The 12312-nt window shown below is 60.2% G+C and carries 13 protein-coding genes and 4 tRNA genes; 8 read left to right on the forward strand and 9 right to left on the reverse strand.

Features of this window, described 5'->3' with window-relative positions; all coding sequences use genetic code 11:
- Positions 1 to 156: 156 nt before the first annotated feature.
- The 5 genes from EEB13_RS24330 to EEB13_RS24350 form a co-directional block, all read right to left on the reverse strand.
- Positions 157 to 1911, reverse strand: a complete 1755-nt coding sequence (locus EEB13_RS24330; protein WP_261984640.1) for an ABC transporter substrate-binding protein — start codon at positions 1909 to 1911, stop codon at positions 157 to 159.
- A 133-nt stretch (positions 1912 to 2044) separates the two neighbouring features.
- Positions 2045 to 2121: transfer RNA gene (locus EEB13_RS24335), tRNA-Phe, on the reverse strand.
- Between the two features lie 70 nt (positions 2122 to 2191).
- Positions 2192 to 2265: transfer RNA gene (locus tag EEB13_RS24340), tRNA-Asp, on the reverse strand.
- 135 nt (positions 2266 to 2400) lie between these two features.
- Positions 2401 to 2473 (reverse strand) — tRNA-Glu (locus tag EEB13_RS24345).
- A gap of 113 nt (positions 2474 to 2586) precedes the next feature.
- Entirely contained in the window at positions 2587 to 3240 is a 654-nt protein-coding gene (locus EEB13_RS24350; RefSeq protein WP_141486463.1) for a TetR/AcrR family transcriptional regulator, read from the reverse strand.
- A gap of 432 nt (positions 3241 to 3672) precedes the next feature.
- Between EEB13_RS24350 and EEB13_RS24355 the strand changes: the two genes are divergently transcribed.
- From EEB13_RS24355 to EEB13_RS24370, 4 genes are all read left to right on the forward strand, one after another.
- Positions 3673 to 4119, forward strand: a complete 447-nt coding sequence (locus EEB13_RS24355; protein ID WP_033233991.1) for a MarR family winged helix-turn-helix transcriptional regulator — start codon at positions 3673 to 3675, stop codon at positions 4117 to 4119.
- Between the two features lie 137 nt (positions 4120 to 4256).
- Positions 4257 to 4332, forward strand: a tRNA-Lys gene (locus EEB13_RS24360).
- A 235-nt stretch (positions 4333 to 4567) separates the two neighbouring features.
- Positions 4568 to 5239: a hypothetical protein gene (locus tag EEB13_RS24365; protein ID WP_033233990.1), complete on the forward strand. Its 672-nt coding sequence runs from the start codon at positions 4568 to 4570 to the stop codon at positions 5237 to 5239.
- Positions 5236 to 6432, forward strand: a complete 1197-nt coding sequence (locus EEB13_RS24370; protein ID WP_410055778.1) for a PrsW family intramembrane metalloprotease — start codon at positions 5236 to 5238, stop codon at positions 6430 to 6432. Before EEB13_RS24365 ends, EEB13_RS24370 begins: the two co-directional genes overlap by 4 nt.
- Before the next feature lie 11 nt (positions 6433 to 6443).
- Here EEB13_RS24370 and EEB13_RS24375 read toward each other — a convergent pair whose 3' ends face one another.
- On the reverse strand, positions 6444 to 7016 hold the full coding sequence (locus EEB13_RS24375; RefSeq protein WP_033233988.1) for a TetR/AcrR family transcriptional regulator: 573 nt from the start codon (positions 7014 to 7016) through the stop codon (positions 6444 to 6446).
- A 116-nt stretch (positions 7017 to 7132) separates the two neighbouring features.
- Between EEB13_RS24375 and EEB13_RS24380 the strand changes: the two genes are divergently transcribed.
- Positions 7133 to 7606, forward strand: a complete 474-nt coding sequence (locus tag EEB13_RS24380) for a DUF4334 domain-containing protein (RefSeq protein WP_141486465.1) — start codon at positions 7133 to 7135, stop codon at positions 7604 to 7606.
- A 20-nt stretch (positions 7607 to 7626) separates the two neighbouring features.
- Positions 7627 to 8724 carry an NAD(P)-dependent alcohol dehydrogenase gene (locus tag EEB13_RS24385; protein WP_187328620.1) on the forward strand — a complete coding sequence of 366 codons (1098 nt, stop codon included), beginning with the start codon at positions 7627 to 7629 and terminating at the stop codon, positions 8722 to 8724.
- A gap of 1 nt (position 8725) precedes the next feature.
- Here EEB13_RS24385 and EEB13_RS24390 read toward each other — a convergent pair whose 3' ends face one another.
- Together EEB13_RS24390 and EEB13_RS24395 are read right to left on the reverse strand one after the other, a co-directional pair.
- The gene (locus EEB13_RS24390; RefSeq protein WP_033233986.1) at positions 8726 to 9310 is read right to left on the reverse strand and encodes a hypothetical protein; all 585 of its coding nucleotides are present in this window, start codon (positions 9308 to 9310) and stop codon (positions 8726 to 8728) included.
- A 32-nt stretch (positions 9311 to 9342) separates the two neighbouring features.
- Positions 9343 to 9735, reverse strand: coding sequence for an MmcQ/YjbR family DNA-binding protein (locus EEB13_RS24395; protein WP_033234342.1), 393 nt, complete (start codon positions 9733 to 9735; stop codon positions 9343 to 9345).
- Between the two features lie 120 nt (positions 9736 to 9855).
- Here EEB13_RS24395 and EEB13_RS24400 point away from each other — a divergent pair, with 120 nt between their 5' ends.
- Positions 9856 to 10302: a hypothetical protein gene (locus EEB13_RS24400; protein WP_141486467.1), complete on the forward strand. Its 447-nt coding sequence runs from the start codon at positions 9856 to 9858 to the stop codon at positions 10300 to 10302.
- 100 nt (positions 10303 to 10402) lie between these two features.
- Positions 10403 to 10984 carry a DUF937 domain-containing protein gene (locus EEB13_RS24405; RefSeq protein WP_033233984.1) on the forward strand — a complete coding sequence of 194 codons (582 nt, stop codon included), beginning with the start codon at positions 10403 to 10405 and terminating at the stop codon, positions 10982 to 10984.
- Between the two features lie 45 nt (positions 10985 to 11029).
- Here EEB13_RS24405 and EEB13_RS24410 read toward each other — a convergent pair whose 3' ends face one another.
- Positions 11030 to 12271: an MFS transporter gene (locus EEB13_RS24410; RefSeq protein ID WP_410055783.1), complete on the reverse strand. Its 1242-nt coding sequence runs from the start codon at positions 12269 to 12271 to the stop codon at positions 11030 to 11032.
- Between the last annotated feature and the right edge of the window lie 41 nt (positions 12272 to 12312).

A 12312-nucleotide genomic window follows, 5' to 3' on the forward strand; every position in this document is an offset into this window, starting at 1 on the left:
GTTTCCAGATCGAATTGGTCGGCGGCATTGCTCTCGTGTAAAACCGGCGTTACTCCTTCACCTACGCAGAAAACCCTGATGCGACACTTGGGGTGCGACCCAAAAAGAGCCCCGCCCGACTCACGTCGGACGGGGCTCTCGGTGCGCGCTGGAACGCTACTTCGCGCCCATCCATGCCTGATCGAACAGCATGATGCCGGTTGCAGTCGGAACCACACCGTGCACGTTCTTCTGCCAAGCCCAGAAAGAAGCCAATCCACCGACCGGTGCCGACGGAACCGTCTCGTTCCACAGGGTCTGAATCTTGCTGATCACGGCAAGCGCCGACGCGTTGTCCTTCGCCTGCTGCAGATCCGCGATCAACTGATCCATAGCGGGATTGGCGTAACCCGCAGTGTTGGACTTCGACGTGCTGTTGGTAGTCGAGTACAGACCGAGATCGGGAATCGACTCGTACAGACCGATACCGGCGTGAGCGAGGTCGAAATCGTTCTTGACGTAGACGTTCTGAACGATGTCGCCGGCATTGTTCGCAAGAATCAGGTTCACCTCGAACCCGACGGCCTGAAGCAGAGACTGCACAGCCAAACCGATCGCATGGTCCTTCGGCTCGCTGAGCACGATGTAGTTGAGCGTGCCGTTGTATCCGTCGGCCTTGGCTTGGCTCAGAAGTTCCTTGGCCTTGGCGGGGTCGTACGCGATACCCGGGGTGTCGACGTGCCACTGCGACGTCGTTCCGAACAGCTCCGAACCCGGGAGACCTTCACCGTTCTCCGCGCGCTGATCGATCAGCTCCGGATCCAGTGCGTAACCGATAGCCTGGCGGACGCGAACATCCGAACCCGGCCGGCCCTCGCGGTTGTTGATGATCTCAGCACTGCCGGCATTGAGGACATCGATGTAACCGGGGTAGCCGGCGGACTTGGCGGAGTTGATCGCCGACGTCAGACCGCGAATGTAAGCCACGTCCAGCTGGCCGCTGTTCAACGATTCGAGATTGGCCTGCGGGCCGTTCAGCGCAACCATGCGAAGCTGCTCGAGCTTGGGAGCACCGCCGTAATAGGCGGGGTTGGCCTTGAAGATTCGCTCGATGCTCGGGCTGAAGACGCCTTCGGTGAACGGTCCGGCGCCAACGGCGGTGAACTTGTCACCCTGTTGTGAGCTGGGGGCGACGATCATTCCATGGCCGAGTGCCAGCATCGAGGGAAAACGCATCCACGGCGTGTTCAGGTTGAATACAACGGTAGCCGCGTCCGAGGCTTCCATCGAAGCGACCGATGCGACCCACAGCTCTGCGCCGTTGCCCTTACCCGCGTTGTACCGGTCGATGCTCGCGATGACAGCGTTAGCGTCGAGTGCGGTTCCGTCACTGAACTTCACGCCGTCGCGCAGCTTCAAGGTCCAGGTCTTGCCGTCGTCGTTGGTTTCGAGTGACTTGGCCAACTTCGGTTCGAATTCACCGGTCGCCGTGTCGTAGCTCACCAGAACGTCGTACACCGCCGCCAGGGCTTCGCCGCCGGAACCGCCGCGTGCTGCAACCTTGGTCGGGTCCAGCGACGATGCGAGGACCTGGACACCGTACGTCAGGGTGCCGCCTGCAACCGGCGTGCCCGCATCGCCTTGTTCATTGATCATTCCGGTGACGATCGACGCCGATCCGGTGTCACCGTCGGTAGTGCCGCCGTCGTCGTTGTTGCTTGCACAGCCGGCGAGCAGAATGCCGGCTCCGAACAATGCAACCGCTGTGCGGCTGAATTTCCCGACGCGTCGGGACCTCGAGTGAGTCACGTCGACCATCACTTCCTTCTTGCGCAGAGAAGGAGGTCCGGACTTCGCGAAGAATGCCGGACCGCCCGCGGCCCTGGAATGGGCGCTGCGGCTAATAGTGATGCTCGACAAGTAGTGACGCACGGCACGTTCCCGCTGACCGGTACCAAATTCGACCTAATCCGACCGACCAGTTGAAGAATCGAATCGGGCAATAGAAAAAGCTCCAGCTTCGTCGTTTCGAGAACGAGAATCTGGAGCTTGATTTATCGAGTTGTGGTGGCCAGGGCCGGGATCGAACCGGCGACCTTCCGCTTTTCAGGCGGACGCTCGTACCAACTGAGCTACCTGGCCGGACGGCACCCGAACCGAATGCCTATCGCACTGCATTGCCCTCAGCCGATTGGCTGAGAACAATGCTTTGCGACCCTGACGGGACTCGAACCCGCGACCTCCGCCGTGACAGGGCGGCGCGCTAACCAACTGCGCCACAGGGCCTTGCTTTTTCCTTGCTGTGAAACCGTACTACATCTTCTCGCTGCTCCCAAACCACTGTCCTAGCTGGGTATTTCTGCAACTCAAAGCGTGTCGTGCGGGTCAAACCATACTGCATCGTTTCGCTTTCGCAAAACGTACCCCCTACGGGATTCGAACCCGCGCTACCGCCTTGAAAGGGCGGCGTCCTAGGCCGCTAGACGAAGGGGGCGCGCCGGATCACTCCGAGCAAGTACCCCCTCCGGCATTCCGTTGGGAGCTTGGATAGCTTAGGACACACCACGGGAAAAACTCAAATCGCCAGGTCAGCGAGTAAAAATGACCCTATTCCCGCAGGTAGGACTCGACCGTCGCCCAACCCTCGCGATGAAAATTCTCGATCCAATCCGAGCTGGCCATCCCTTCGAGCACTACTTCGAGCGCTTCCTCGAACCAGAGCGCAAGGTCACCACTCTGCGACGTCAGATCCGCCATGTAGCGCTGACCGGCAAGGCTTGCGGCCAGGACACGCGTGAACTTCTCAGGCTCGACGCCTTCACGCAACAAACCTTCGGCCTTCGCGCGCGTCGCGAACTCGAATGCCGAGCGTCCCCATACCTGACCGGCACCCGACTTCACGTCGGCATAGAACTCCGGCTCGATAATCAGCCTGAACTCCGCCTGCACGATCACGTTGGTTCGAAACAGCGTGGCAATGTCGAGCACGAGGCCATGAAGAAGCTGAAACGGTTCAAGGTCCGTCCGTTTCAACCACTGATCGGTGACGTCCGTGAACATCTCCATCGCAGCGGTCAAGATCGCTCTTGCCAACTCTTCTTTCGATTGAAAATGGAAGTACATCGCGCCTTTGGTGGCACGGGAGCCTTCAAGGATCGTATTCACCGACGCTGCGGCGTAACCGCGCTTGGCGAACTCGATTGCAGCCGCTTCGACCAGGGCGGCGCGGGTACGCCGCGCACGCTCTTGTTGACGTGCCATATGCGGTGTTATGCCTCTCGCCGAGTCGATATCCCAAAGGTGCCGCCTGCGACACCCACAATCCCCCGGAAGCTCACAATATCCCCTCCGGATTCGCCACGTAAGCCTTACCGCGACACCCACCAAAAGTACTAGTGGTGTCATTCGATCAGATGACACCGAAAAAGCAAGCACACCCCCGGAACACACCGGGTGGTATCGTTCTGGCCGCTCGGGTGCGGCACAGGGGGTGCGCATCCGAGCTTCTCTGTTTCGAGCCCATGTTCGAACCGATGCCTAAGCACCCATAACACCGAGACTTCGCTGTCAAGCCTAAGAAGATTAAACAACCACAGTTACTATTTGTTCACAATATGTGGACGAAAATCGGACATTGACCGATAAACTACACAGTTAGGTTGCCTAATATTCATGGGCGACCGAGGAGCGGCAATGACCCAGCACGAGATCGACGCTCTAGCGGAGGACCTCGGAGTTTTCGCACGACGCCTGCATAGCGAACGGATTGGGCCCCACCTCAGTGCCACCCACGTCCACGCTCTCGGACATCTCGACCGCCACGGACCCATGACGGCCAAATCCCTCGCGCAACTCGAGCGCGTCACGCCTCAATCGGTCGCCAAAGCGATTGCAACGCTCCAAGCTCGGGGCCTGGTAACCCGGCGATCCGATCCATCCGACGGCCGCGCGCACCTCATCGATCTGACCGACGCCGGCGCGTCCGCACTCCGCGATGATCGACGTCTGAGGAATCGATGGCTTACCGAAGCGATCCACGCCGAGTGCACCGACGCCGAACGTGATCTCCTTTGGATCGCCGGCAGAATCCTGCGACGCGTCGGAAACTCACCTCTCGCACCGCCTGACACGCTTCCATAGCGCTCAGACAGGCTCGGCCACAGCAGCTCTCCGCGGCAATCACACGTTTGTGAATATGTCATCAGGATCCCGGAATCACCCATTTGACGGGGGCGGTGTTTTCACCTGCTTCGCGGTCTGGTTAGACTCTGCGCCGCGCCCCTATAGCTCAGTTGGTAGAGCTACGGACTTTTAATCCGCAGGTCGTAGGTTCGAGTCCTACTGGGGGCACCAAACAACAGTCCGGCACCTCTTCGGAGAATGTCGGGCTGTTTTTTGTTTGCCCGCACGACGGAGTGCGGTACTACATTCGCTCGAGATTTTCGGAAACATCCCGTTTGATACTTTTACCTCGTGAGGTCCAACCCCTCGGATTCGCTCTCGACAAGCACCGCAGCCCTGCCCCTCGCAGCGGAAACTGTTGTGCGCGAATGACTCGACGCAAACACCGCAGGGAGCCGGCGCACAGATGTCTGACACCGATACGAGAAATCGGGTAGATCCACAACCCCCGCACTACGAACCCGACGACCGATGGGTTCCAGTAGACCGGCGATGGTTGGGCCTCGACCGTGCCACTCTGATTCCCGCCGCAGTCGTGATCGCGTTTGCACTCGTCATGGCGTTTGTCCTACCCACAATCAACGATTCGGTGTCCTACGACGACGAAGTCGTGGCCGGAGATGTCATGGAACTCGACGGTGGAATAACCTTCGTTCCCGTCCCCGGCTGGGGCATCACCGCAGGAGTTCGCGACACCGATACCCCGATAACCGGCACCTACCCGGATGTCGCGAGGGTGACCAACGGGGCCGTCTCCTTCACCGTCAAAACAGCACCGTTCACCGGCGACGCGCGCGAACTGCTCGAGCAGATCAAGACGACCACCGATGCGCTTGCGTCTGGGGAGTCGTTCAGAGTCAACGGTGAACCCACCGTGATCATCACCGAAAGCGGCCATCGCGGGGTCATGGCTGGGTACTCGAATTCCACCGCTGACGGCGTCATCGCTGCCTTTGTGATCGACGGAGTGGGTGTCAGCGCGATTGCCGTCGGCCCGAGCAACATCGACCCCTCGACCACCGAAGCTATTGCTCGCATGATCGTCAGCATCAGCCAACGACCCGGAGAGGGCTCATGATGACCATGTCCACTGTGCAGTCGACAGGCGATTCGAACGCCACCCGTGTCTCGGCAATCGAAAACTCCGGATGGGGACGGTCGTTCACCTTCTACCAACCGCGCAATGCCGCGTTCTGGGTGTACCTGCTGTTGGTGACCACCGGAGTCTTCCAGTTCTTCTCGATGCTGGCCTCCAGTGCCGGCGCCTACGGCGAGGCCATCGGACTCTCCGTCGTGCTGTTCAGCGCGTACGGTGCGGCGTTCTGGTGGTTCACGCACCACATCGACCGGTATGCACGCCAACCGGCAAAACTGATCGTCGTGGCCTTTCTGTGGGGGAGCTTTGCTGCTACCTGGGGAATGGCCGCGCATGCAAACGACGCCATTCTCGCGTTGTACGCCAAGATGTTCGGGCAAGCCTGGGCGGCCGACTGGGGAGCAGGCCTGGCGGCGCCGTTTACCGAAGAGACCGCCAAGGGTCTGGGACTCGTCCTGTTGATAGCCTTGGCCTCCCGCTTCGTGCGCACCGCGTTTGACGGGTTCATTCTCGGTGCGTTCATCGGACTCGGTTTCCAGCTCTTCGAAGACGTTGTCTACGCCTTGAATTCGGCAGGTTCACAATTCGGTGCCAATCAGATCGACGCCGCGATGACGACCATTGTGATGCGGATGGTTGTCGGAGTTGCCGCACACACGTTGTACAGCGCAATCTTCTGCGCCGGGCTCGTCTACCTTCTCGGCCGACCTGCCGAGCCGCGGCGACTCGGCCGAGGCATCGCACTGATGGCAACGGCGATGCTTCTGCACGGCCTCTGGGACTCTGCCGCCGCTCTTGCACAGGGCAGCGCACTCATGTTCCCACTGCTCTTCGTACTCATCGTCGTCGCACTTGTCTTGGTGTTGCGGGTGTTTCGGTTGACCGTTCCGCGTGAACGTCATTTCTTGCACGACATTCTGGCACCGGAAGCCGAACATGGCGTGATCACCGATGACGAGCTCACAGCAGTGTGCGGCAACCACAAGGCCCGCAGGGCCTTCCGCAGATCCGCAGGAACCCGCGCCGATCGCAAACGAAATGGATATGTGCTCGAAGCAACGGCAGATCTCGCCGATGCTCTGGCCTATTCCCGCGGAAACAACACTGACCGAGTCGAATTTGCACGATCCGAAGTAGCCCGGATCAGAAGCGGTCGGCCGTCGATCAAGGCCTGACCTACGCACCGTCAGGAACTGCGAATCAAGCGCCGGACTGCGTCAACGGCAGTCTGCCTTCGCAGCGCCGGCGCTCTCGACGACCCAGGTCTCACGTCACCGCCGCTATGCGGAAGGGCCAGGGTTCTGGCAATTTCGGTGATCACGATCAGCAATTCCGCCGGGTTCCAGCTGGGATCGATATGCCCGTCGGCTTGGCCCTGGCGAATCTCCGCAATTTTCGGGCGCAGCGTGTTGCGTCGAATGTCGTGGTAACTCACAGTTTCGGGCGCTTCGAGATCCGCCCATTCCTGCAACCGGGCATTCTCGGGGTGCGCGAGGTAGTTGTCGAACAGTCGACCGGTGTACGCAGGTAAGTCGTCTCCACGTAAGGCGGTCTCGGCCGTGGTCTCGACGGTCCACTGCGCCATGACCGCGGAGAAAAGATCTTCCTTGCTCGCGAAGTACGCGTACAGGCGGTCTTTGCTCGCTCGCGCGTCCTTGGCGATGCGGTTGATACGAGCGCCCGCAAACCCGTATCGGGCAAATTCTTCCTTGGCGGATGCAAGAATGCGGTCCCTGGTCGCTTCCCCGGCTGAACGCATGCGCACATCCTAGATCGATTCCACCGTTGCCGAACCACCCGGTTCGGCGTAGCGTCCAGAGTTCACGAACAAATTGGTTCGGGAAAAACTCTCAACGCCGTTCCACAAGGAGAACCATGAACCTCGACGACGCCCGTAGCGCTTTCGCAAAGCTCCGCGAGCAGGAAAACGATGTCTCCCCCACAGAACTCGATGAAGTGTGGGCTGCTTTGGAGACCGTCGACGCAGCGGACATCCTCGGCGAATGGAAAGGTGACGACTTCGCTACCGGCCACCGTCTCCACGACAAACTCGTGGCAAGCCGCTGGTTCGGAAAAACCTTCAACTCGGTCGAGGACGCAAAACCACTGATCTGCCGAGACGAGAACGGGAACCTCTACTCTGACATCAAGGGCGGCAACGGAGAAGCGAGCCTCTGGAACATCGAGTTCCGCGACGAAGTCACCGCAACGATGGTCTACGACGGCGCACCGATCTTCGACCATTTCAAGAAGGTCGACGACACAACGCTCATGGGAATCATGAACGGAAAATCGAATCTGGTCCTCGACAACGGCAAGCACTATTACTTCCTCCTCGAGCGAGTGTGATTCGCCCGGAGAAGAATTCGATGTCCACTCGGAAAATGAGCGCCGCGCTCTCGCACGGCCCCGACTCCCCTTTTGCCCTCGAGACCGTCGAGATCGAGGAACCCCGCGCCGACGAGATCCTCGTGCGGATAGTCGCAACAGGTCTGTGCCACACGGATCTGTTCACCAAGTCAGCACTACCGAAAAAACTCGGCCCCTGCGTGTTCGGCCACGAGGGCGCGGGGATCGTCGAGGCCGTCGGCTCGTCGATCACCCATATCTTCGAAGGCGATCACGTGCTGCTGAGCTATCGAAGCTGCGGAGCGTGCCGCCAATGCCGAAGTGGGCATCGGGCGTATTGCGAACGCTCACATCGACTCAACAGCTCAGGTGCGCGCACCGACGGTTCGGCACCTATCACCCAGAACGGCACTCCGATCAGGTCCGCGTTCTTCGGTCAGTCGAGTTTCGCGCAATACGCCATCACCACAGCCGACAACACCGTCGTCGTTGATCCTGCGGTTGATCTGACCGTCGTAGCTCCGCTCGGCTGCGGGTTTCAAACCGGCGGCGGCGCAGTTCTGAATACTCTTCGCCCCGAACCCGACTCGACGTTTGTGGTCTTCGGAGCTGGCAGCGTCGGATTCGCAGCTCTCCTCGCGGCGCGAGCAGTGGGGGTTTCCACGCTGGTTGCCGTCGACCCGGTACCCGAACGTAGGAAGCTGGCCGAAGAGTTCGGCGCAGTTGTTGTCGATCCCGGCTCCGACGACGTTGTGGCAGCGGTGCGCGACGCCACCGACGGCGGATCGACTCATTCCCTCGACACCACCGGAATCGGTGCGGTTGTCAATCAGGGCGTGACATCACTTCGCGGCCGCGGAACACTGGTCGTGGTTGGGCTCGGAGCCCACGACCTCACCGTGAACATGGGCGACATCATGTTGAACGGGAAGACTATTCGAGGATGCGTCGAGGGTGATTCCGACATAGCTACGTTCATTCCCCGGCTTGTTGATCTCTACACCGCCGGACAATTTCCGATCGACCGACTGGTGACGCCCTATGCGTTCGCAGACATCAACAGAGCCGTCACAGATCAGGCAGCTGGAAAAGTAATCAAGCCTGTTCTGTTCTGGTAGGTCACATTTCGGGAGCCGGAGCCTCGCCCTTGCTCTGCGGTTCGTGCTGCTTCAGGTCGCCGCGCATCTTGTCGATTTCTTTGCCACGCTTCTTGTACCTGTAGCCCAGGAACACGATGCCGACGAACAGCGCGACACCGATGATCGCGCCGAGTACCGAGGCGCCGCGGAATCCAGGACCGTCGACGTCGAGGACTCGCTCGCCGGCGTGCGCAGCATTGCTGTTTCCGAGAACGATGCTCAGCGTCAGCAAGTTGGGCAAAGCAAAAATCACACCGAGCACCAAAGCACCGATCTGCATCGGCCGCGCATGTTTCCGTTTCCGCACCTGCCAGATTGCGCGGAAGAAGAGCAGCGGGACCAACGTACACACGAGTCCGAACATCACGCCCCACGCAATGCCGCCACTGAAACTGCCGTCGGCGAGCGACGCAATCCGCTGAGACCACCAGCGTGGGAGGTACGCGGCGAGAATGAAGTAGGTGATGACCAGAACGACGGCCGCCACGCCGATCATGATGGCCTTTTTCGCCCATGGCGGCATGCCGGATGTCGTGGCAGCCGATGGTGCTTGCTGTGTCGTCATGACCAATCCTCGTCTAATCGGCGTACGTGTCGTCACGAATCTATCGGGTTACCGCCCGCAGCATCCCCGTCGAGCACTATTCGAGCCAGCTTTTTCGGCGCAACCAGGGTGTACGAGGTGTAGATCCATTCCTCGAGTTGATCCCAGTACTCTCCCTCGATCCTGCCACTGAGATCGAGAGCAACCCAACCGTGCCGACCCAACCCGTACCCTGCCGCAGTTGCTCGTGATTCGGTCGCGACCACCGCCTCGGCTTCCGGTTTGCTCAGCTTGATCGTGAGCGACGTGGCATCGGCGTTGCAGAACACGAAGTTCTTGCCACGCACTCGAAAGGTGGGATGCCCGTCCCACGCTTCGATGTCGACGCGCTGTGCTTCGGGAAGGCTCAGCGAGATCTCTTCGAGTCGACGCATATTGTCCGCCATGGTGACATTGTGCATGGTCAACTCAGGCCGTCCAGGAAAAGCCTGTCGAAAGCACGCGCGTCGTCGCTAGGCTCGTAACTCGACCGCGTTAGACGTTCACCGATCCTTCGGGAGAGTGATATGCGCACGTTTGTACATGTGGTTCTGCTGATCTGCGGTATCGCCGTGACGGTCGGCTCGTTCATGTCGATATTGGCCGGAGTGAAACCCGCAGATGTCCGTCTCGAAGACTTACGAGATGGCTTTCCAGCCGGCTGGGCTATCGAGCAGATCGCCGATCAGTCCGCACCGTTCTACCGATCCATGATGATTCTTCTTCTCGGGTCCGGCGTGGCGATCTTGATTGCGGCAGTGTTCGGTTCACGCCTCGCGGCGTGGATCGGAGTGATTGTCGGACTCGCCAGTCTTGGCACCTTCTATTACCGCGTCAATGAGCAATTCGACAACATCATCAGGGAAAACTACTCCACGATCCTGACGAATCAGACAGGATTCATTCTGACCGTCGGCGGCCTCGCACTTGCGCTTCTCGTATGTCTGGTCCCCCGAGAAAAAACCCAACGATGACACCTCCGCAACATCCGAGCTACCGACGGTCTCGAACATTCACTAGTGTCTGCATCAACCGGGTGCTGACAAGTAGGACCCCAGAAAAGTAGGGCATCGAATGGCTTCGCTTGACGACCTTCTCTCACAGATCCCGATCGACCAGATCGCGCAGCAACTCGGCGTAGATCAGGCAACCGCGGAAACTGCTGTGAAATCGGCACTTCCCACGCTGGTCAGCGGTCTCGGCGCCAATGCCGACAGCGAGGCCGGCGCGGCGTCGCTCGAAAGCGCGTTGCAGTCGCACGCCAACACCACGATCCTCGACGACGGCATCGACATCAGCAAGGTCGACACCGCTGACGGTCAGAAGATCGTGGCAAACATCTTCGGCAACAACACCGATCAGGTGGCCAGCACGCTGGGTAGCGTCGGCGGCGGAAACGATCTGGTGAAGCAGCTACTCCCGATTCTCGCGCCGATCGTGCTGGCGTACCTCGCCAAGCAGTTCACAGGCGGCGGATCGGCAGCTCAGACGCAGGCTGCCGGGGGCGGCGGCATCGGAGATCTTCTGGGCGGACTTCTCGGCGGCGGAAACTCCAGCGGCGGCATCGGCGGAGCACTCGGCGGTCTCCTCGGCGGCTCCGGTGGCGGCGGCATCGGCGATCTGCTGGGCGGACTCCTCGGCGGCGGCAAGAAGTAGGCGATAACCCCAGTTGCGGCGGCCGAAGTGCCGCCGCAACTGGAATCAGTCAACCCTGGTGGACCGAAACATCCTCAGCGACAATCCCATTGCCACCACAAGCAAACAGGCGACAAAGATGCTGACGCCATTCCAGCCGCCCACCGCAAAGGCTGAACCTGCCAGAACGCCGGCAACGGATGAACCGGCGTAGTAGGCAAACAGGTAGAGCGCCGACGCTTCCGCCCGATGGACTCGGGCAAGTCGGCCGACCCACCCACTGGCTACGGAATGCGCGGCAAAGAACCCTCCGGTGAAGAGCAACATCCCCACCAACGTCAGCGCGAGGTTGTCGGGGACGGTCAACGCGAGACCTAGCGCTGTCACCGATACGGAGCCAAGCAACACCCACCGCTGCCCAACTCTGTCCGCGGCAGCGCCGGCCGCAGTCGATGTCACGGTTCCCGCGAGATAGAACAGAAATACCAGCCCCACCACCGCCTCGGACAGGCCGAAAGGTGCTGCAGCGAGACGAAACCCGAGGAAGTTGTAGACGGAAACAAATGCGCCCATCACAATGAAACCCAGCGCGAAAAGCGTCCGCAGCGCCGAGTTCGCAAGGTGAACGCGCAGATTCGACATTAGCCGTCGCACAGATACCGGTTGTGGCTGGAAGAATTGCGACTCCGGCAGGGTCCTGGTCATGACGATCGCAAAGACCGTCGAGAGCAGTGCGACCGCAAAAAGCGCCCAGTGCCAAGAACTTACGTCGACCACTGCAGCCGGGATCAACCGTCCGATCAATCCGCCGACGGTGGTGCCCGCAACGTAGCGCCCCATCGCTGCGCCTAAATCCTTCGGGTCGATCTCCTCCGCGAGATACGCCATGGCAACCGCCGGAATTCCCGCCAGCGCAGCGCCTTGGAACGCTCGGCCCACCAGCAGAATCTCGATTGTCGGACTCATCGGCAGCAGGAGACCGATCACGCACGACGTGATTGCCGAGAAGATCATGACGCGGGTCCGGCCGAAGCGTGCGGACAATGCACTCGCCGGAATGATCGCCAATGCAACCATGCCAGTGGTCACCGAAACGGACAGGGCCGAAACCGCGGGCGAGACTCCGAAAGAGTGCGAAAACGCAGGCAGTAGTGCCTGAGCCGAGTACATCGACACAAATGTCGTCAAACCCGCTGCAAACAATGCAAGCGTCACCGCGCGGTATCCGGCGGATCCCCGGCGGTACGACGCGATTCCTGCGCCGGCTTCTGTTCCTGCGCTGATTTCTACCGACATGCTCATCGACACGACCTCCGGCAAGAATCTTCCGCGCCCATGACAACAAAAGA

This window comes from Rhodococcus sp. WS3, from assembly GCF_003797085.1.
GTDB classification, from domain to species: Bacteria; Actinomycetota; Actinomycetes; order Mycobacteriales; family Mycobacteriaceae; genus Rhodococcus_F; species Rhodococcus_F globerula.

What these genes read in the sequence shown, in the direction of transcription:
- EEB13_RS24395 (WP_033234342.1), bottom strand. Translation starts at nt 9,735, where the DNA reads ATGGCGGACAATATGCGTCGACTCGAAGAGATCTCGCTGAGCCTTCCC.
- EEB13_RS24375 (WP_033233988.1), bottom strand. Translation starts at nt 7,016, where the DNA reads ATGCGTTCAGCCGGGGAAGCGACCAGGGACCGCATTCTTGCATCCGCC.
- EEB13_RS24355 (WP_033233991.1), top strand. Translation starts at nt 3,673, where the DNA reads ATGACCCAGCACGAGATCGACGCTCTAGCGGAGGACCTCGGAGTTTTC.
- EEB13_RS24405 (WP_033233984.1), top strand. Translation starts at nt 10,403, where the DNA reads ATGGCTTCGCTTGACGACCTTCTCTCACAGATCCCGATCGACCAGATC.
- EEB13_RS24370 (WP_410055778.1), top strand. Translation starts at nt 5,236, where the DNA reads ATGATGACCATGTCCACTGTGCAGTCGACAGGCGATTCGAACGCCACC.
- EEB13_RS24390 (WP_033233986.1), bottom strand. Translation starts at nt 9,310, where the DNA reads ATGACGACACAGCAAGCACCATCGGCTGCCACGACATCCGGCATGCCG.
- EEB13_RS24380 (WP_141486465.1), top strand. Translation starts at nt 7,133, where the DNA reads ATGAACCTCGACGACGCCCGTAGCGCTTTCGCAAAGCTCCGCGAGCAG.
- EEB13_RS24400 (WP_141486467.1), top strand. Translation starts at nt 9,856, where the DNA reads ATGCGCACGTTTGTACATGTGGTTCTGCTGATCTGCGGTATCGCCGTG.
- EEB13_RS24365 (WP_033233990.1), top strand. Translation starts at nt 4,568, where the DNA reads ATGTCTGACACCGATACGAGAAATCGGGTAGATCCACAACCCCCGCAC.
- EEB13_RS24385 (WP_187328620.1), top strand. Translation starts at nt 7,627, where the DNA reads ATGTCCACTCGGAAAATGAGCGCCGCGCTCTCGCACGGCCCCGACTCC.
- EEB13_RS24350 (WP_141486463.1), bottom strand. Translation starts at nt 3,240, where the DNA reads ATGGCACGTCAACAAGAGCGTGCGCGGCGTACCCGCGCCGCCCTGGTC.